Here is a 19,494-nt window from a genome sequence, read left to right on the forward strand (position 1 = left end):
ATGGAGTGCGGAATATATGAATATGCCAACAAAAATTTTAACGGGATTACTAAGTATATCATTAGTTTTTAATGGGATTGTTATTTATAGCACCATAAAAGAGTTTGATAAGAAAGATAAAAAACATCAAGTTGATATTGCCAAAAAGGATAAGGCTATAGGTGAATTGAAAGCGAAAATGGATCACTTAAATTCAAAAGCTATGACGAATAATGCTGATTCAAATAAAGAAAATACGAATCCTGTAGTGGATTTACAAAAACAGTATAAAGAAGTATCTAATCAATTTATTCAAGCTTATTTAAACTATTCAGTGAAAAATAAAGGGGAAAGAAGAAACAATCTATTAAAAATGACAGATAAAAAAGTAGTGGATATGGTAGCGCCTGAAACAGAAGATATTGGAGATCCGAATTTTAAATCTACTGTTAATCAAATGGCAATGTTTGTGGATTCAGCGGATGATATTTCTAATAAGTGTAACGTCTTAATAGATGTTGATTACACAATTGAAGGATTGGAAAATAAACATACAAAGATTAAAAGTTTATTGAGAGTGACATTAGAGAAGAAGGGAAATGAAATTAAAGTAGTAGATTATAGTCCGTATAGATTAAGTCGATAACTTAAAAGTGAAAAATCCCCCGCATGAAAGAATGTATCAAGCGGGGGATTTTATTTTAGAGGGGGGAGATATCAAAATGAAAGAACGTGTATTAGAAATGCAACCGTTACGGGAAAATTTCAAGTTAATAGGAAAAGAAAAAGATTATATTTTTCAAGCACTTACTTACATGGGAGAAGCTAGTGCTCAAATAAGTTGGGCAAATACGGTGCTAGAAGATGTCGATAAAGTTCCGAGAGAATTAAAAGATGCAATGATACAAGTGAACCAAGTAATACATGATTTGCAAGAAAAATTAAGAAAAATAAACGCTGGATAAGGAATTTTTCCGTTGGAAAACAATTTTCACATTCTAACAGAAAGGGGTTATATGTCATGCTTTTGAGTGAATTAAAACCAAGTCATGATTATTCGAAAGAAGGAAAATATATAGTTATTAAACTTTGGAAACGCAAAAATGATTATCAAGAAATTATAATAGATTGGTTTGATTACAACCCAGGTAATAAATTTGAGTGGTTGATTGTACGTGAATGTCAACTTAATCATGGAGGAAAAAAGAAGTACACAAATTACAAATTGAAAAATATCCATCCAATAGTTAAGGTGCAAGTTCAGGTTTTTAGAAAGGGAGGAAAAGAAATATGCGTTTAAAATTTTGGGAGAATAAAGATGTGCGAAAGCCAGCTAATGCAAAAAGAAAAGCATATTTATTAACCCTGGGAAGCTTTGTGACAATGTTTTTTGTACTTTGTATTTCGCCAGTATTTAGCGGTGCAACATATAAATTTGAGGAAATGAAACCAGGTGAGTATAAAAGTATCACAACATTAGTGAAAATATCAGTTGCAAGAAAAGAGTATAATCCAGCTAATAAAACACTTCGCATTGATTATGAATTAAGGTCTGATAACGATCCTCAACTTTTAAGTAATATGAAATATAAAGTAGAAACTAAATACATTAATCAAAAGGATAATAACGTGAAAACGAAAGTATATCGTGCAAGCGATAACTACATTGTTGTAATTAGTGAGAATGTACCGGAAGGGTTTGGTGCACTTTCATCTATCGTTAAGCCAGAATACATACACCCTGAATTACAAACAGATCCAAATGATTTAAAAGATAGAAGCATAAAAACGTATGTCTTAGAGGGAAATAAGATAATTAATAAAGATTTAAAAGTAGAATCAAAAGACTTCTATGAAAAAGATTATCTTACTTTCTCACAAAAAGGGCTTAATAAAGAGATTAAAGATATGAAGCAAAAAATTGAGAATAAGAATTTTGCTATTGAACAATTAAAGATTAAGAATGACAAGCTAACAAAAGAAATGAACTTCCAAACTGAAGCTGAAAAAACAAAAACAAAAAACATAATAAACTCAAATATATCAACAATTAATAGAAATGAAAAAGAAATCAATGAGTTAAAAGAAGAAATAAAAATGAAAGAAAAGAAAATTCAATTGTTGAATGAAAAGAAAAAAACGGTCTAAAAAAGCGAGTTTTAGACACATACAAAACGCATACAAGCACATACAAAACACATAAAAAATACCGAAAAACGCATACGAAACGCATACAATTCAAAAAAAGACGTACCAGTTAAAGAGCTTTAGAAACCCAATAGGCACAGCCTATTTCACCACTTTGACCTCAAAGTGGGATGGGGTTTCCTTATGCTCTTTCTTTTATTTAGTTTCTTGTCATTGGAAGTGTGATCTTACTGTACTATTTAAATAGTAGTTTGAGGTAACTTGTTCACCTTTAGCGTTTAGGTATGTGTATTAATTAGTCTAATAAAAGTGGTGAGTATATGGATATTCATGTTCGTAATACCAATCCGAATCATATAGCTGAAATTGATAAAAGATGTAAAGAAATTGGTAAGAAATTAGGGAGACGTTATTATCGTTGGGAATATATCAATATGATATTCGAAGAGCACTTTGATCGAGAATATAGAAGGAATAAAGAAGGTAAATTTGATGAAGCGGTAACAAATGTTTCTGTAACATTGGATAGACAGAGTGATAAATTACAAGAATATATCGATGCAACGAATGAGCTTGTTGCTTCTATGATGAAGTTACATGAGGGATAAGAATGGCGGTGTTTTAAGTGGCATATGAAAAGTTATTTCAATTTAGGGGAAATAAGATTCATGTTGATATCGTACAAGATTTTCAAAAACAGTACCCTGAGTATTCAAGAGAAGCGGATGTACTACGACATGCAGTAGTACTATTGGATGAAGAGATGCGTGAAAAAAAGGGTGAGGATGATCTATCACTTTTGAAAAAAGAGGTGAAAAATTTAACGCAATCAGTTAATGCCATGAAGCAACAAATGGATGTGCTAATTAAATTGAATATGGAACTTATTTCACGATCAGGAAGTGATTTTAGTATAGAAGAAATGCAGCAAGAAGTTAAAAAGAAAATCGGAGCTGCTGTTACAAAAAAATCGGAAGGGAAGTTCTCTCGAACTTCAAAGCGTGTACCTATGGAAGTAGAGAAAGAAGAAACGGTGCAGCAACAAATGGAAGTGCAAAATGAAATTAAATCATCATATAAAACAGTGAGAAACTTACCAATGATTAAAGATGATGAAGAAATATTAATGATAAATGATAAGCCACATAAAAAGATTTGGAAGTTCGGAAGTCAGTTAAATGAAGAGATAAAGTGGGAACAAATACCTGAACATAGACTTGATGAATTGAAATAATCTGAAGGAGAGATAAATCATGGGGAAGTCACCAGGTATTATTTTAACGTCTCAATATACGATTCCAAAACAAAAAAGTTTTACAACATACATTGATTATTGCACAAGAAAAAAAGCGCTTTTGCAGGATGGACACACTTTAACAAGTACAGAATTACAAGAGTTAAATCGTCTTGAATTCGCTTTAGATTCTTTTGAAATGGAGATCGATAGTACATCTTCTAGTAAAGGTAAAAAAGATATTTCAAATAAAGAAGGTGAAGCGAAAGCTATTTTGACTTCACCTGAAAAATTCAATACGGAATCGGATTTTGTGAAATATGTTAGTTATATGGGGAGAAGGTATGCGTTAGAAAGTAAAAAGAAAATGACGAAAACTGAAGAAGAGGAATTGAATCTACTGAACAAACATATTGAAGATCTATCTCCAGAAAAAAATAAAGATGATCAGGAGATTGAAACTGAAGAAGAGGAAATATTACCTGGTGTTTTTTCAAAAGAAAAAAATATAATTACACAAAATGATTTAATAGATATTAAAAAGTTGATGGAGAAATCCCAAAATAGCGGTTCAGTTTACTATCAAGATGTTATCTCTTTTGATACAGATTTTTTAGTGAAGAATAAACTTTATGATCCTAAAACGGATACTTTAGATGAAAATCGCATCCGAATTGCTAGTCATAAAATGATGCAGCAGTTATTTAAAGACGAACAAATTGAAGAAAGTAATGGTTTTTGGTTTGCATCGATACATAGGAACACTGATCATATTCACATTCATTTTGGGACTGTGGAAAAAGAAAATAGAAGGAAAGTTGTAAAGAAAGAAGTGAACGGAAAAACGTATTATGAACCGAAAGGTAAACGAAAGCAAAGAACGTTGGATCATATGAAAACCACTTTTGCAAATTCCTTAGTAGATCGGACGAGTGAATTGAGTCGGATTTCAAATTTAAGAAATGATTTAGTACAAGAAGTTAAAGAACAGTTCCAACAATCAAAAGAAAAGAAACAAGATAGAAAGCTAGTTTTATTACAGGAGATATACGATGGGTTACCAAGTAACAAAAAAGATTGGACGTATGGCAGTAAGAAAATGCCGAAAACGACTAGGGATAAAATTGACGAACTAACAGAATTGTTAATGAAAGATAACCCTGTTTTAAAAGAATATAAAGAAGCGGTGGAGAAAGAATCTAATTTCCAAAAAGAGTTATATGGGGAATCAGGTCGGGAAGATAAGGATTATGCTAAGAATCAAATGAAAGATATGTATAAACGTATGGGTAATTCCTTACTAAAAGAATTGAAGAAAAAGAAACCTTATGAAGAGAATCCATTGTATAAATTTCAGCAAAAAAATGAACAGATAAAAAAGAAATATGAAAGGGGGCGATCAGAAAAAGGGGGGGAATATAGCAAATACTCTAAGTACAAACCACCGTTAATACGTAAGAAAGATGTTCGAAACATTGAAGCAGCATTGAATGATGATTTAACGAAATGGCGTGCAGAAAGGGAATATGAAATTGTACAACAACGTATTGCAAGACAACAAGAAATGGATTATTAGATTTTAAAAATAGATGTACCAAAGGAGTGTTTTGAATGAGTGAAAAAATTTATTATTCGATTGTCTCAAGTGTAAGATTTAGTCGGAATGAGGAGAATAGAAAATTAATAGAAGAATATATACAAAAGGGTGAAATTCATTTTCTAACAAGAGAAGATGATTATGGTGATTGTTTCGAAGTTGATTTTGAAAAAGTAGTAACTGAAGAAGTAAATGAGGATTGGATACTGGAAACGGTTATTGATTTTGTTAAAAAATATAAAATTACAGAGTTTGAATTGTGGAAAAAACATGAGAGTGAATCTACTTATAACAAAGGTTTTGGAATTGCAATTGAGGGATTTATGGAGAATCCAATTATAAAATTTAAAGAAGTTTATTCAGGATCATTAGAAGATTGGAACTTATCCTGGAGCAAAGGGAAACAAACTTATGAAAAGATATATTTTAAATTAGCGCTTTAATATTAGAAAGGTAGTGTAGAAAATGTACCAACAAACTCTATATATGATTAACCATGTGGATCAAGTGAAGAATGAGATTCATCTAAAAAAGTATTTATTTAATAAACAAGTAATCGTAAATGTTTCTAGAGAAGAAGTGGCAGCATATGTCCAATCCTTAAATGAAGCAGTTGAACATGGAAGTGTACCATTTGTTGAATATGATGAGGAACGAGGGGTAATTTGTTAATGGCTTACACAAAAAAGAAATATACACCTAAGACAAAAGAGCAAATAAAAGAAGAAACAAAAGAAATTATGGATAAGGTTCTAACTGATATAACTAAGTATTATAGATCCCCTGAGGACATGTTAGAGTTAGCAAACTTTATGGCGAAGTTTAGTAATTATTCTCCTAAAAACATGCAGTTAATTAGATCGCAATTTGAGAGTGCGTATGCATGTGCGAATTTTAAAGCTTTTAAAGATGCTGGATTTCATGTAAATAAGGGTGAAACAGCAATGAAAGTTTTTCATCCTTATGTAAAAGAATATGTGAGAGATCCTAAAACAAAATTAGCAATTCCTTTAGGGAAATTAACGGAAGAACAAAAGAAGCAAGTAAAGAATGGAGAATTAAAAGTAGAAAAACAAACAAATTATTACTTGAAAGCTACAGCGTTTGATATTTCGCAAACGAATGCCAAACCTGACGATTTGCCGAAAATATTCCCAAATCGTCAGTTCAACTTTGAAATTAATGACGAAAATAAAGAACTATTAAAGATCGGTATCCAAGCATTAGCCGAAAAAGAAAACATCAAAATTAAAACAATGGGACAAGGTGCATTGGTGAAAGAATTAGGAAATGTTCATGGTGCATATGTTCAAGTTTTGGATTCATCTTATTCTCAAATTGTGATGAATCCAAGAAATACCGAGACGAATGAATTATCTGTCGCTATACATGAATTAGCTCATGCGAAGTTACATGGCAACAAGATAGATCCTTTAGAACATACACCGACTAAAGAATTTGAAGCAGAATTAACATCCTATATTGTGTGTAAGCATTATGGAATGGATACAAGCGAATCAGCAGTACCTTATATCGCCCAATGGACAAAAAATGGACAAGATATAGAAGAGAAAGATAAATCCATTATGCGTGTTCATGAGACAGCAAGTAGCTTCATAAACACGATTGATAAGAAAATTTCTGAATTACAAAGGGAGATGGAAAAGAATATGGAAAAGAGCAAAGGAGAAATAGAGGATGTGTATTTAGTGCGCTATGGCGCTTTAACAAGTACTGAAGAAGAAATTGTAACTGTGCGTGAATTACGTGAAAGAGCAGGTAGAGACAAGTCTTATAATGATGTGGAAAATGCTAACACTTTAAACGATAGAAAGTACATTGAAGAGTTCAATAATAACAATAAAGTAAATTGTATTGCACTAGATCATAAAGAAATTGATAAACCTATGGTTGTTATCCAGTGGTCTGAAGCCGATTTAGAAACAAATAAAGCAATTCCTTTTGGTGAAGCGAATGCAATGATGAGTAAACGAATTGCAGAAATAGATATTGAGTCTGAAAAGGCAAAAGAGAAAGGAGAATATATTCCTTATGAGAAAACTCGCTATCATTTAATTCTTCCAAAAGAAATGGACAAGGTTTTTAATCGAATGGAAGTCATTACGATGGATCGATTAGATTTAGGTGATGGAGGATATAAGTCTCCATATGAGCAAATATTAGATGAAAAAAGATATTTATCGGATGAAGTAAAACAAGCGTTGCATCAAGAAATAAATGAATATGAACAAACAAAAGGTCAATCTAATCCTGAAAAACTAAGAGCAGTAAATCCTACTGTAATTGGTGAGATTCAACAGGATAAGGTTGACCATTTTTCTTCTAAAGAAACAGAACAAGATGAAGATACAGCAGCTGCTAATAAACAAGAAGCTAGAAGAATGGCACGTATGGTTTACATGCAGCAGATGGAAAGATAAAAAGGACACTTTAACCGGTGTTCTTTTTTTATTGAAATATTAATTGATAAGGAGAAGAGAAAATAATGGATAACTTTGAAGTAGTAACCGATATACAGCAGAAAACAAACCAGGAGATATATGAAAAAGTAGGAATAGATCTAGAAAGACATTGGGAGGGGTATGAAATTCAATTATCTGAAGATAATCGAGTCATAGAAGAAATTCATCCTAATATGCGTTTAAATCTTGGTGAATTATATGCTGTTGTTAATAGATATGGGACAGAAAAAGAACAGAAAAATATAGATGATATTGACAAGTACCTTGAACCATATTATCAGGCAGATCTTATTAAAACAGAATTTTATGAGACACCTATTGTAAAAGTTTCAACAGACAAGCAGCAGAATATGAAAGTGGAGTGTATTTCTGAGTACATATCAGATAGTGATATTGACTTTGATTTTAATCAATCTGTATTTGAAGCGGTGAATCAGATAAATCACTCTATTAACGAAGCACATAAAGAAACAATGCAAGGTGATGTCGAATATAAAGGGCTTTATCCTGTAGATGAAAATGAAGTGGTCTATTGTGAAACAACAGGGAAACCGCTACAACAAGATGAAGAAGTGTTTTATAAAGAAGGGCATGGTTATATTGTACCCGAAAAGGTAGATCCAAAAGATATTGAAAATGGAAATGTGTATTTTACAACGATTGGCTATGAAGATGTTGAAGAGAAACGAATTGCACCGATTCAATATATAGAAGAGAAGACATATCAAGATGGAGATATTTCTTTTAATCCATTAGATGGGATATCCAATGATTATGAAGATGAAACAGAAGTTTATCGAATGGAGTCCACTAAAACTGTTGGATCGGTAAAGAAAGGATATGGCGCTATGCAGGTAAAAGAAGCAAAAAGCAACTCTAGTGCTGGGAAACGGTATATTGGAAAAGATACAGTCCATCATGAGGAGCATCCACATGTTTCTCCGGAAAGGGAACAAGCAAAAAGACAACATATGATGCGACAAATGAATGGTCGAGATTATTAACTAATAAAAGGGGTGTAAAGTACAAATGAAGTATAAAACTCACCTTACAACGAGCCTAGCGGTCGCTCTGCCTGTTTTAGCTTCAACAGGTAACCTTACGGTTGGAAATGTTATAGCGGTTAGTTTTGGGGCATTATTGCCTGATATAGATGAACAGCATTCTTGGATCGGCCGAAGAACTCGTGGAGTATCAGATCTTATGAATACTGTATTTGGTCATAGAGGAATCACACATTCGCTATTTGGATTAGTGCTTGTGCTGATTCCTATTTTATTTGCAGTAGGAATGACACCTCTATCATTTACAAACGGTATGTGCATATTTGCTGGCTATTTTCTACATTTGGTGGAAGATAGTTTCTCTAAAAAAGGTATTAAGTGGTTGCTGCCATTATCAAATAAAAATTTTCAAAGTGGCTTTAATGTCTTTTATTACAGCTATAACGGTATAGCTGAGAAGCTAATTTTAATGATTAGCACAATTGTGGTTGTATATGAGCTTTATTCATATGGAATAGCAAGCTTCCAACCTGGGAATTCAGAAATCTTAGGAGCTGTTAAATCATTATTTGATTGAGTGGTGAAATTTATTCTTTAGAACTGAAAAGGAGGTGATGTTTAGTTTTAGCCAGCAATTATTGAAAATGATTTAACAAACGTTTTAGAGCAGACAAAAAATATTTAGAAAAGACCTTGTGAATGATACAAGGTCTTTTTTTATTGGAGGAATCGCTTTGGAAAATCAAACGAAAAATACAAAAAAATATACAAAAGAAGATATTGAAAAAGCCGCAGCACTTGATATTGTTGATTATTGTATGCAAAATGATATTCCTGTAAAGAGCGACAGCGAGCGTTATTATCGTCTTGTAGATCATGACAGCCTAATCATTGATAGAAAGAAAAATCAATTCTACTGGAACAGCAGAGGTGTTAACGGTAATGTTATTAATTTCGTTCAGGAAGTAGAAGGAGCATCCTTCCCAGGAGCTATGCAGCGTTTACTTGAAGGAGAAAAAGATTATGAGAAGGCTTCAGAGGTTAAATACGTAAGTGAGCCGTATGACTATGAACATTTTTCTAATAAAGAGGTATCTCATTTTGACCGAGCAAAAGAATACTTGGTGAATGATAGGAAAATTGATCCTCAAGTAGTAGATGCATTGCATAATAAAGGCTTGATTAAGCAAGATAAGTACAATAATGTCTTGTTTTTATGGAAAGATCGTGAAACGGGAGCGGTAATGGGTGGATCAGAGCAAGGTGTGGTTAAATCAGATAAATATAAACGTGGAGCGTGGAAAAATATCCAAAAAAACTCTACAGCGAACTACGGCTTTAATGTACTAAATGGTGAACCTCGAAATTTAAAGTTTTTTGAATCATCAATTGATTTATTAAGTTATGCATCACTACATAAACGTGACCTTAAAGATACACATTTAGTGAGTATGGAAGGGCTAAAACCACAAGTAGTATTCAATTACTATATGAAATCTCGTGAGAGACTTGGTGATGAACCTGATAGTGTGTCACTATGTGTAGACAATGATAATGCAGGTAGAGCCTTTGTGGACAGATTAATACATTTACGTTATGAGAAAAATGATGGCAGCGTTGTTTTAATAAAACCTGAATATCCTAAAGCTCCGGAGGGAGAGAAAAAATGGGATTGGAATGATGAATGTAAACATGTTATTAAACAGCAAGAACTAGGAAGAAAGGCTGCTTATTTACAACAAGTCAGTAGAGAAAGATAAAATCATAAATTATGGAAAGTTTATAAAAAACAAGCTTGAAATATTGAATTGTTTTCATGTATTATGTATAATCTAAGTAAGAAAGATAGGAGCAGTTTTTCGGAGTACGCTCGGCTAAATAAAAAAACCGATACTTGATAGGAGCAGTTTTTCGGGGTACGCTCGGCTAAATAAAAAACCGATAATGATGTATGCGAAGACACTTACAAATTAGTAAGTGTCTTTTTTGCGTTTAAGGGGCGAGAATGATGAAGACAGGGGATTATGTCCAAATAAGAGATACTTATTTTACAGATCATGAGGAATTGAAAGAATTTCTTATCAATAAAGAAGAAAGAAGATTATATATTGGGGTTATTGTGAAGATTGATGATCAAAATGCATGTATTCCCTTCCGCTCAAAGACACCCAATAATGGTCGGGTAGCTGCAAGAGGGACATTTCCAATCCCTTCTAGTACAAGACCTGAAGCGTGTTTAGATTTAACTAAGACTTTAATTATTAAAGAAGAATCTTATTTGAAAATCCTGGATGAAAAAACAATTAAAATACCTGAGACACAAAAGAAAAGAATTAATGAAAATATAGATGAGATACAAAAAAAACTTGATAAGTACCTGGAAGGATATAAAAAAGCAGAAAAGTCTGGTCGTATATCAAGGGATGCATTATTTAAATTTAGTACTCTTCAAAATTACCATGAAGAATTAGGGATAAAAAAAGAATTTAAAGTAGAAAACGAGAAAGAAAAAGATAGAAATGATTCCAAAGTAGAGAATGTGCAGAAGGATCAGGAGAGACAAAGAAGATTAGCGTACATGCGGCAAATGGGGCGTGAGAGATAAAAAGGACAACATAGCGCTATGTTGTCCTTTTAAGTCCGATGTGTAAATGTACACAAATACACAAATACACAAATACACAAATACACAAATACACAAATACACATTTACACATGTTCACAATGTTATTAGGAGTAGCATAATCAATGCTGCTCCTTTTTTAATTTGAAATTTTAATAATGAGAGGAAGAAGAAAATGAAATATCAATTAGAGTACGATAAAGTTTTAATAACGAATGAAGATTTTGTTTTAGAGAAAACAGGGGAAATTATTTCGAGCGTCTCAATGTGGATTCGTTTCGGTAAAGTTTTTGAAGGAAATCCTTCAGATGGTTTATATACATACATTGAAGAAGCAGATTCAACGTTGTTAGGACTATTAAGAGTTTCTTATGACTCTGAAACAAAAAAGTTTAGTTATCATCCACATGAAGTTCTAGGTGATAATTATGAAGTTGTTAGATATACGAAGGATGTTGGAGTAGGGGTAGGGTTTGCTGAGGAACATATTATTAGTAAAGAAGAATTTGATGAGATTATTGAGAAATACGGTCATTTCTTTGCTACTGATAAATCCTTGCAAAACTGTGCGTATTGGGTTCATAAAATTGAAGAGAATGATAATCAAAATAATGAAGTAGAAACAATCGAGGAATATTTTTCTATGGCTTTGGGAGTATCTAAATCAGAGACGTATGGATATATTGCAAGATATAGTGAGGAAGTTCCAGTTTGGTGTTTCCTTTTAAAACGTGATGGTGCTAAAGGGGAAAAATATTATGGTGAGCACTGTCCTTTAAATAATATAAATCTAGAAGATTTAATAAAAGTGTTTTCTTTGTTTTCTAAGCAAAATAGAAAAATATTTGTAGATACAGAAGGTTATTTATACAAAGACAGGGACTACTTATTCAAAAATGAATTTGTATTAAATCCAAAACCATTAGAAAAGAATGCTCTGAATTTGGACAACTGTACACTAGAAGAATTTATTATTGAGGAGAATTTGTATGACTCTGATAAAGAGGCTTATGGATATATTGCAAGAGCCAGCGAGGAACAACCAGTTTGGTGCTTATTCTTAAGTAGTGAGGATTCTGAAGGGGAGAAATATTGCAGTGGTCACTACCCTTTGCATATTACGGATATGGAAGATCTGATCAAAGTTTTTTCCTGGTACTCAAAACATGAGAAAAGTTTAATCGTAAATACAGAGGACTACTTTTTTGCAAGAGAAATAAAGGAAATGAAATATCCAAATCGTGTAGAAAATAATCTTTCAAATTCAACTAACTATTTAATTGAAAAAGAGTATGATAATCGTTTTTTAATTCATCGAGAATTAGAAGATAAAGAAATTAGTCAGTATTCAGAAGATGAAATATGTGTATACAATGGCAAACGATACTTAGGATCAATTATAATTTGCTCTTCAGAAGAGGAAGCGATAGCTGTTGTAAAGAGTTATTGGAGAGCAATTGATATTTTAACTGAAGGTGATTGAAGATAGAGCAGTAATACAAAGCAAAGAATCAATAACAATAGTAAGAGCAGCATAACTATATGTTATCTTTACGTAAAATGTGAACATGTGTAAATATACACAAATACACATGTTCACGTGTTCACGATGTTTTCAAGGAGTAGCATAATCAATGCTGCTCCTTTTTTAATATAAAATTTTAATAATGAGAGGAAGTAAAAACATGTCCGTATTAATCCTAGCAGAGAAACCGAATCAAGCGAAAGCCTATGCTGAAGCATTCCCGAAAGTTGAAAAGAGGGATGGTCATTTTTATGTTCCACCATGTTCTTTATTACCAAGTGGAGGAAATATCACTTGGGCTTATGGTCATCTTGTAGAATTGAAATCCCCTCAAGATTATAAAAAGGAATGGGAAAAATGGGATTTATCACAATTACCTATTTTACCTTCACGTTATGAATATAAAGTGTCGGTTGATAAGAAAAAGCAATTTAATATTATTAAGAAATTAATGAAGGAAGCGGAAATAATACAAATTTCGACAGATATCGACAGGGAAGGGGAAGCGATTGCAAGGTTGATAATCCAGGAAGCTGGATGTACACATAAAAAGATTAAACGCTTATGGATCAACAGCTTAGAAGTAGATGAAATTAAAAAGGGTTTTCAAAACTTGAAACCAGGAGAAGATTTTGAAAGCATGTTTGAGGAAGCACAAGCACGTCAACTCAGTGACTGGATTGTTGGGATGAATGCTAGTAGGTTGTATACGCTCCTTTTACGTAAGAAAGGCGTTCAAGGGGTCTACAGTGTGGGACGATGCCAAACGCCAGCATTATGCTTAATAAATAAGCGACAACAGGAAATCAAAAACTTTAAGCCAACTCCTTTCTTTGAATTAGAAGCACAATTTACTTCTCCAAACGGTGTATACATGGGACGTTATAAAGAGAGATTTTCCACTAAAGGAGAATTAATGAGCTTGCTGCAGCAACATAGTCTTTCTGAAAATAACAATCAACAAGGCATGATTAAATCTGTAGAAGTAAAACCAAAACAACAAGAAGCACCCAAATTATTCTCTCTTTCTTCTATACAAGCTTTGGCCAACAAAAAATATAAGTATTCACCAGCTGGTGTTTTAAAAGGGATTCAGGAGTTGTATGAAGCGAAATTAGTAACATATCCTCGTACAGACTGTAATTACATTACAGAGGGTGAATTTGAGTATCTAAAGAATAATTTAAACGGTTATCAATCCATTGTAGGTGTAAATTTTCAACCATATTCATTAACTGCAAACAAGCGCTATGTCGATAATAAAAAAGTCCAGGAACACTATGCAATTGTATTAACTAAAAATGTACCTTCAAAAGAAACGATCGCAAAGTTGACGGATGTACAAAGAAATTTATATATGGAAGTTTTAAAAAGTGTATTAAGCATGTTCCATTCGCCTTATATGTATGAAGAGACAGTTATAACAAGCGATTTGAATGGTCTGTTGTTTATCACAAAAGGAAAAGCAGAAAAGTCCTTAGGTTGGAAAGAGTTATATGTGACGGATAAAATTGAGGAAGAGGATGGTCAAGAAAAAGCATCCATGTTACCTGTAGTAACACAAGGTGAATTTGTCCAGGGATTAGTAAAATCAAAAGAAGGTGTGACTACGCCACCTAAACCATATACAGAGGGTCAATTGATTACTATGATGAAAACGTGTGGTTCTTCAGTAGAAGATGAGGAAAGCAAAGATATTCTTAAAGAAGTAGAAGGATTGGGTACTGAAGCAACTCGTGCCGGTATTATAGAAACACTAAAAAATCAAGGGTATATAGAAGTGAAGCGTAATAAGGTAAATGTTACAGCGAAGGGAGAAATACTTTGCCAATCTGTTCAGGGGACGTTATTAGCAAAACCTGAAATGACAGCGAAGTGGGAAGGGTATTTGCGTAAAATCGGTAAAAAACAAGGTTCTAAGGATGTGTTTGTTAGTCAAACTAGTAAGTTTGCAAAGGATTTAATTGAAGGGGCTACAAAGTCCATTGCTGGGTTGGAAATAGATAATAAAATTCAAGAAATGAAATCAAAAGATACGGTTGGTAAATGCCCGAAATGTGGGAAGGACGTTGTAAATCGTAAAACTTTCTATGGGTGCAGCGGTTATAAAGAAGGATGTAAATTCTCAATTCCAGGAGAATATTTAACTAAGAAAATTTCAGAAGCAAATGCAAAGAAATTATTAGAAGGAAAGAAAACAGGATTAATTAAGAAAATGAAAGGGAAATCAGGGAAAGAGTTCGATGGTCACTTGAAACTTACAGCATCAGGGAGACTGGATCTTGAATTTGCAAGTAAGGGTAAATAAATAAGATAGTTCTTTACTCATTCAAAAATACAATGATGGAAATGAGAATCTGCATGTTTGTAAAAATTAATTTAAAAAACATTGAGAACGGTGATATAAGTATAAATTTAGGGAGCGCAAACCATGATTTAAAACATGTCATAGAATGTTTTAAAGGAGAGGGCTTTGACCTTTCAAACTGGCATTTAACTGAAATAGCTGCTATTGAAAGCACAAGGGTTTATTGCTTCAAAGATTGGGATGGCTATTATGTAGATATGCTAATTGATGTAAATAATCAGGTGACTCCAAATTATTTTAAAAATCATAACGTGGATCAATATAGTTTGTTTCAAGCCAAATCAATACGAGAAGCAATGCGATTATATGAAGTTATTTACAATCCAATTTAATATAAAGACAATAAAAAATAAGTAGATTAGAAATAGCAAAAAGCTGCAACAATTGTTGCAGCTTTTTATTTAAAATAATTTAAAAAATGCTTTTACTAATGTAGAAATTATTTTTTCGAAGTCGCATGAAAAATCAAATTCTATATTATCTTTACTTTTTTTAAAACAAAGTTTTAGCATTTTTTCTCCTTTCCACTACTTTACAATTAAGAGTAGGGTAAAGGTATAATGTTTTCGCAAAAGAACCTAATAAACCATAAAACACATATAACGTCATACTACTAAACTAATTCATATTAGTCAATAAAATCTAATGATTTTTTCGATATATTGATTGTTAATAGGTTATTGAATCTATATATTGTTAATGAAAAGGTTGCTAGCAAAAAACTTTTTAGACAAGGACACAAAAAATAAACAAAAATCAAAGTAGGTAAGGGGAGAAGAAAAAGTGAATATGAAAGCTGTCTTACAAAAAGGTAAATGGGTGTTAATAGCAACTGTACTAGCTATTTTATCCAGTATGCTTTTTTCTTACATAAAAGCCAGTCTATCAATTGGAACTGGAAATGTGGCGAATGTAAATCAAAAGATAGAAATTAATCTCTTATATGTATTGATACCTGTATTGGTTGCTCCTGTAATAGAAGAATTCTTATTTAGAAAGATTTTGCCACTTGGATTAGAGAAAATATTGGATCGAATCAACCGAACAACAGCGATTATTATAGCTAACGGTATCTTTGCAGCAGTTCATTTTGACTGGTTTTTCTTCCCTTACTTTGTAAATGGTTGTTTATATGCATGGAGTTACGAAAAGACCAAAGATTTGAAAGTACCAATGTTAGCTCATATTTTGTATAATTTATTTGTCTTTCTCACTACAAGTTTTATAGTAGGTTAGAATGATGCAAATTATCTGTATACAAAAAATATAAAAGAGGGTTGGAAATATGAAGCAAATCAAAATAGAACAAGAAGAGTTGTTAAAACAATTTACAGAATTTATACCGTGGTCTGGTAGACATTTAGTAAAGCTATTTGAATTGAAATCTGGCTTGCACCCACTAGGATCAGGAGGTTTACTGAAATATAAAGACAGATATTTTGTGCTAACTAATGCCCACGTTATTAAGGATGTAGAAGATAAAAATGATATAAGAATTCCGTATATGATAAACGACAGTCAAACTCATAGTATGAACATTATAGATATAAAGTTTAATATACCAGATGATATTGCTATATTAGAAGTTAACCTTGATGATAATTTAAATAGAAGTAACTACAGATTTTTGGATTCGAGTTTTATAGATATAAATTTAAAAGAGTACACTGATAACACAAATATTTTATATTTACATGGTTATCCATCAGGTAGAACGAATATTGATGAGAAAAATAAAGAAGTGGATATGGAAACATTACCGTATTGTACGTTTGTAGCTAAATATGATGATAGTATCGGCTCTTTATTAGCTATTATAGATGATGAAGTTATTGATGAACATCAAACGACTATATTAACACCCGTGGTTAGTGGCATGAGCGGTTCATTTGTATATGGTTACTATTTAGAAGAACCAAAATTCAAATTGATTGGCGTGTTAACTAATTGGTATATCACAGATAAAAGGTTAGAGATTTATCCTATTCAAGAATTTATAGATTATATCGATCAGAATTGTTTTAGTAACAATTAAGCTGAAAAGTAGATTTTAACTTAAATGATTTATTAGTATTTTTGACACTGACGTTCTAGTTAATTAGAGCATAGCATTATGGAAAGTATTACTTTTAAAGACCTCACATCGATGTGAGGTCTTTTTCATTCAACCAATTTTATGTGTAAATGTGTAATTGTGTAAATTTACACATGTGTAAATTTAATGTTGATATATAAATTTGATAGCTATATAATAACATTAACGGACAAAAAAATGTGTAAATGTGCAAATGTGTAAATGTGCAAATGTGCAAATGTGCAAATGTGCAAATGTGCAAATGTCCACATTTACACAAGGTGGAGGAATATGAAGTTGGATACGAAGAACTATATGCATGTGAGTATTGTGGAGCTGGGTTTATGGAAGGTGCGTATAACAATGAGATTTGTGATAACTGTGCGATAGAACAAGGTCATTTAGACTAAATAAGATACATAAAATTTCAAACGGTACTATAGTCTGATGGTAAAGAAATTAGGCTATAGTATTTAAAGTAAAGGAGTGGGTGAAATGAGTACGCAATATCATTTTGATAATATGATTTATACATCGAGAGAAGATCTGAAGAAGGCAATGGAAAATGATTGGTATAAAAAGTATAACAAATATATGATTAGAGAATTTTTCTACATAGGAAGGCAATTTGAATTTGATGGGATTACATATGAGGTCTTAAATAACAATGCCCAAGAATCACATGTAGAAGGATGGTTATATCTTAAAGCGATAGGAGAAAACTCATATAAATGTTGGATAAGTCCTAGAAAAATATTGTTAGATGAACCTATTTTTAGAAAAGAACTAGATGAAAGTTTGGAAAGAGCGGATATATCTTTAGAAATAAACAAAAATCATGTGCAAATGCAATTGTTTTAATTGAATTTTATTTAGGATATATCTATTAAAATAGAGGAGAAATTGAAGTTATTGAGAGAAAACCTTTTGCTTAATAATTATGAAGGTCATATAGAAGCCACTGAAATAGAAACCTCACATGAATTGATTTACTTTTTATGTTGGGAATCTTTAGAAATATTTAATGGTTATATAATTATTAGTGAACATGGTAAATGTGGTGGGAGTATGGATGTATATCAAGTAGCTGAAAGGATTCCTGTCGATGAATTTAAAAAGTTAGCAGTATTGAAGCTATTGAAATTAGAATATCTAATAGACCTCAAAAATAGTAATTGTTCATAGAAAGATCACTTGTCTTGGAAACAGGTGATCTTTTTATTAGATAAATTGCTACTTGCCAAAAGTAGGTAGTTGTTATCCTATTCATATGTTCTGTAAATATTATAACATAATTATTTTGGATAAAGTGACAACATAGCGCTATGTTTTTGCTCTTTTATTAGTCATAGAAGTTAATTTTTAGGGGAGAAGTTTGTATTGTTAGTGAGTGCTAAAGTTTATATACTAGGAAAGATTAAAGGATTAATAGTAAAATAGAAATATAAAGTATAGACAAAAGGGGATTATTCATGGAGATTGATTGGACAATTATACTCTCAATTGGAGGAGCGTTTGGTGCAGCATCAACAGCACAATATGTTTCACATCATTTAACTGGCAAAAGAGAGGATCGGAAATATAAAAAAGAGAAATATCAAAAGTTTTATTCGCCGCTAGTGTTTAAAATAATCAAGTATATTGAAGCTGAGGGTTCTAAAATTAGTGAGATTAATCGGAGTCTTAATCCCGATCCAGATCTTATTTTTGCTAGTATTATTGCCTCAGTAGAAGAAAATATTCAGTATGCAAATTCCGATTTTATCAGAATTTATGAAGAAACTAAAACGTTAGAGATGATTCTTAATTCAGATGATGATGATAATGAAAGAAGAGACTTTATAGATTTTAGGAAATTCGATAGTTATCTAAATGCCTTTGAACAATTTCTTACTGATTATTTAATAATAAGTAAAGATTTAAGGGTTTTGTCTAGTAAACTTGAGGGAGAAGTAAAGCAGTCAATTGCAATAATAAAACTTTATAAATTGTTTTATAAATATTGTTTTTGGGATATAGCTAAAATTTTATTCGCTTTTGGAAAATTTATTGTTCATCCAGTTAATACAAGTAACATAGATATTTTCATAAAAAATATAGATGATGTGGAAGAGATTACAGACAGTAATTTCAAACCATATGAACAAACCGGGGATAAAATTCATAACGATTGCTTCGATGAATTGTTTGTCTTGTTACAAAAAATAACGGAAATAAGACCGAATGTGTTTAATGGAACTAAATATTCAATTAAAGCTGCGTTGGAGGGGGATATCATATTCATGAATTGGAGGATGGGGACAAGAATTAATATGAGTAGAATAGAGGATTTTAACATCTGATATATACCTAATGAATTTGTAGCTATGTGCGTGGAGTTATGAAAAACAGTAAACCTAATAGTGTCAATTATGGGACATATTCTGTTGGTGTGATAGAGGGTTATAATGCTTAAAAGA

Annotated in this window: 22 protein-coding genes; all 22 read left to right on the forward strand. The window is 31.8% G+C overall.

From position 1 onward, the window contains the following. Positions 1-16 precede the first annotated feature (16 nt). The 22 genes from EKQ63_RS00710 to EKQ63_RS00815 all read left to right on the forward strand — a co-directional run bounded on the left by EKQ63_RS00710 (position 17) and on the right by EKQ63_RS00815 (position 19,377). A complete protein-coding gene (locus EKQ63_RS00710; protein WP_001057071.1) occupies positions 17-625 on the forward strand; it encodes a hypothetical protein in 609 nt (202 codons plus the stop codon). Between the two features lie 76 nt (positions 626-701). Continuing rightward, positions 702-944, forward strand: coding sequence for a hypothetical protein (locus EKQ63_RS00715; protein WP_000664690.1), 243 nt, complete (start codon positions 702-704; stop codon positions 942-944). A 56-nt stretch (positions 945-1,000) separates the two neighbouring features. Further along, a complete protein-coding gene (locus EKQ63_RS00720) occupies positions 1,001-1,279 on the forward strand; it encodes a DUF5513 family protein (protein ID WP_000926961.1) in 279 nt (92 codons plus the stop codon). Then, positions 1,270-2,127 carry a hypothetical protein gene (locus tag EKQ63_RS00725; protein WP_001237286.1) on the forward strand — a complete coding sequence of 286 codons (858 nt, stop codon included), beginning with the start codon at positions 1,270-1,272 and terminating at the stop codon, positions 2,125-2,127. Before EKQ63_RS00720 ends, EKQ63_RS00725 begins: the two co-directional genes overlap by 10 nt. 320 nt (positions 2,128-2,447) lie before the next feature. Then, on the forward strand, positions 2,448-2,735 hold the full coding sequence (locus EKQ63_RS00730; RefSeq protein WP_143880552.1) for a hypothetical protein: 288 nt from the start codon (positions 2,448-2,450) through the stop codon (positions 2,733-2,735). Between the two features lie 17 nt (positions 2,736-2,752). Continuing rightward, positions 2,753-3,361, forward strand: a complete 609-nt coding sequence (locus tag EKQ63_RS00735) for a hypothetical protein (protein WP_000312930.1) — start codon at positions 2,753-2,755, stop codon at positions 3,359-3,361. A 19-nt stretch (positions 3,362-3,380) separates the two neighbouring features. Then, positions 3,381-4,937, forward strand: a complete 1,557-nt coding sequence (gene mobP2 / locus EKQ63_RS00740; protein WP_143880553.1) for a MobP2 family relaxase — start codon at positions 3,381-3,383, stop codon at positions 4,935-4,937. A 35-nt stretch (positions 4,938-4,972) separates the two neighbouring features. After that, complete coding sequence (locus EKQ63_RS00745) at positions 4,973-5,401, forward strand: DUF5514 family protein (RefSeq protein WP_143880554.1); 429 nt, start codon at positions 4,973-4,975, stop codon at positions 5,399-5,401. Between the two features lie 22 nt (positions 5,402-5,423). Continuing rightward, positions 5,424-5,630: a DUF5511 family protein gene (locus EKQ63_RS00750; RefSeq protein WP_143880555.1), complete on the forward strand. Its 207-nt coding sequence runs from the start codon at positions 5,424-5,426 to the stop codon at positions 5,628-5,630. Further along, positions 5,630-7,399, forward strand: a complete 1,770-nt coding sequence (locus EKQ63_RS00755) for an LPD25 domain-containing protein (RefSeq protein ID WP_143880556.1) — start codon at positions 5,630-5,632, stop codon at positions 7,397-7,399. The genes EKQ63_RS00750 and EKQ63_RS00755 overlap by 1 nt, the downstream gene beginning before the upstream one ends. 65 nt (positions 7,400-7,464) lie before the next feature. Further along, a complete protein-coding gene (locus EKQ63_RS00760) occupies positions 7,465-8,445 on the forward strand; it encodes a hypothetical protein (RefSeq protein ID WP_143880557.1) in 981 nt (326 codons plus the stop codon). Positions 8,446-8,470: 25 nt separating this feature from the next. Then, the gene (locus tag EKQ63_RS00765; protein ID WP_143880558.1) at positions 8,471-9,022 is read left to right on the forward strand and encodes a metal-dependent hydrolase; all 552 of its coding nucleotides are present in this window, start codon (positions 8,471-8,473) and stop codon (positions 9,020-9,022) included. A 157-nt stretch (positions 9,023-9,179) separates the two neighbouring features. Further along, positions 9,180-10,205: a DUF3991 and TOPRIM domain-containing protein gene (locus tag EKQ63_RS00770; protein ID WP_143880559.1), complete on the forward strand. Its 1,026-nt coding sequence runs from the start codon at positions 9,180-9,182 to the stop codon at positions 10,203-10,205. 248 nt (positions 10,206-10,453) lie between these two features. After that, positions 10,454-11,050, forward strand: coding sequence for a type III toxin-antitoxin system ToxN/AbiQ family toxin (locus tag EKQ63_RS00775; protein ID WP_143880560.1), 597 nt, complete (start codon positions 10,454-10,456; stop codon positions 11,048-11,050). 193 nt (positions 11,051-11,243) lie between these two features. Next, complete coding sequence (locus EKQ63_RS00780; protein ID WP_143880561.1) at positions 11,244-12,551, forward strand: hypothetical protein; 1,308 nt, start codon at positions 11,244-11,246, stop codon at positions 12,549-12,551. Between the two features lie 202 nt (positions 12,552-12,753). After that, positions 12,754-14,901, forward strand: coding sequence for a type IA DNA topoisomerase (locus EKQ63_RS00785; protein WP_143880562.1), 2,148 nt, complete (start codon positions 12,754-12,756; stop codon positions 14,899-14,901). Positions 14,902-14,954: 53 nt separating this feature from the next. Continuing rightward, positions 14,955-15,293 (forward strand): hypothetical protein, encoded by a 339-nt coding sequence (locus EKQ63_RS00790; protein ID WP_143880563.1) that lies wholly within the window; start codon positions 14,955-14,957, stop codon positions 15,291-15,293. Between the two features lie 451 nt (positions 15,294-15,744). Continuing rightward, positions 15,745-16,197 (forward strand): CPBP family intramembrane glutamic endopeptidase, encoded by a 453-nt coding sequence (locus EKQ63_RS00795; RefSeq protein ID WP_143880564.1) that lies wholly within the window; start codon positions 15,745-15,747, stop codon positions 16,195-16,197. Positions 16,198-16,246: 49 nt separating this feature from the next. Continuing rightward, positions 16,247-16,996, forward strand: coding sequence for a S1 family serine peptidase (locus EKQ63_RS00800; RefSeq protein ID WP_000809480.1), 750 nt, complete (start codon positions 16,247-16,249; stop codon positions 16,994-16,996). Between the two features lie 534 nt (positions 16,997-17,530). Next, positions 17,531-17,896 carry a hypothetical protein gene (locus EKQ63_RS00805; RefSeq protein ID WP_143880565.1) on the forward strand — a complete coding sequence of 122 codons (366 nt, stop codon included), beginning with the start codon at positions 17,531-17,533 and terminating at the stop codon, positions 17,894-17,896. A 51-nt stretch (positions 17,897-17,947) separates the two neighbouring features. Beyond that, positions 17,948-18,220: a hypothetical protein gene (locus EKQ63_RS00810; RefSeq protein ID WP_143880566.1), complete on the forward strand. Its 273-nt coding sequence runs from the start codon at positions 17,948-17,950 to the stop codon at positions 18,218-18,220. A gap of 287 nt (positions 18,221-18,507) precedes the next feature. Then, on the forward strand, positions 18,508-19,377 hold the full coding sequence (locus tag EKQ63_RS00815; protein ID WP_000401886.1) for a hypothetical protein: 870 nt from the start codon (positions 18,508-18,510) through the stop codon (positions 19,375-19,377). The last annotated feature ends 117 nt before the right edge of the window (positions 19,378-19,494 follow it).

It is taken from the genome of Bacillus sp. BD59S (assembly GCF_007363175.1).
Classification (GTDB): domain Bacteria; phylum Bacillota; class Bacilli; order Bacillales; family Bacillaceae_G; genus Bacillus_A; species Bacillus_A pacificus.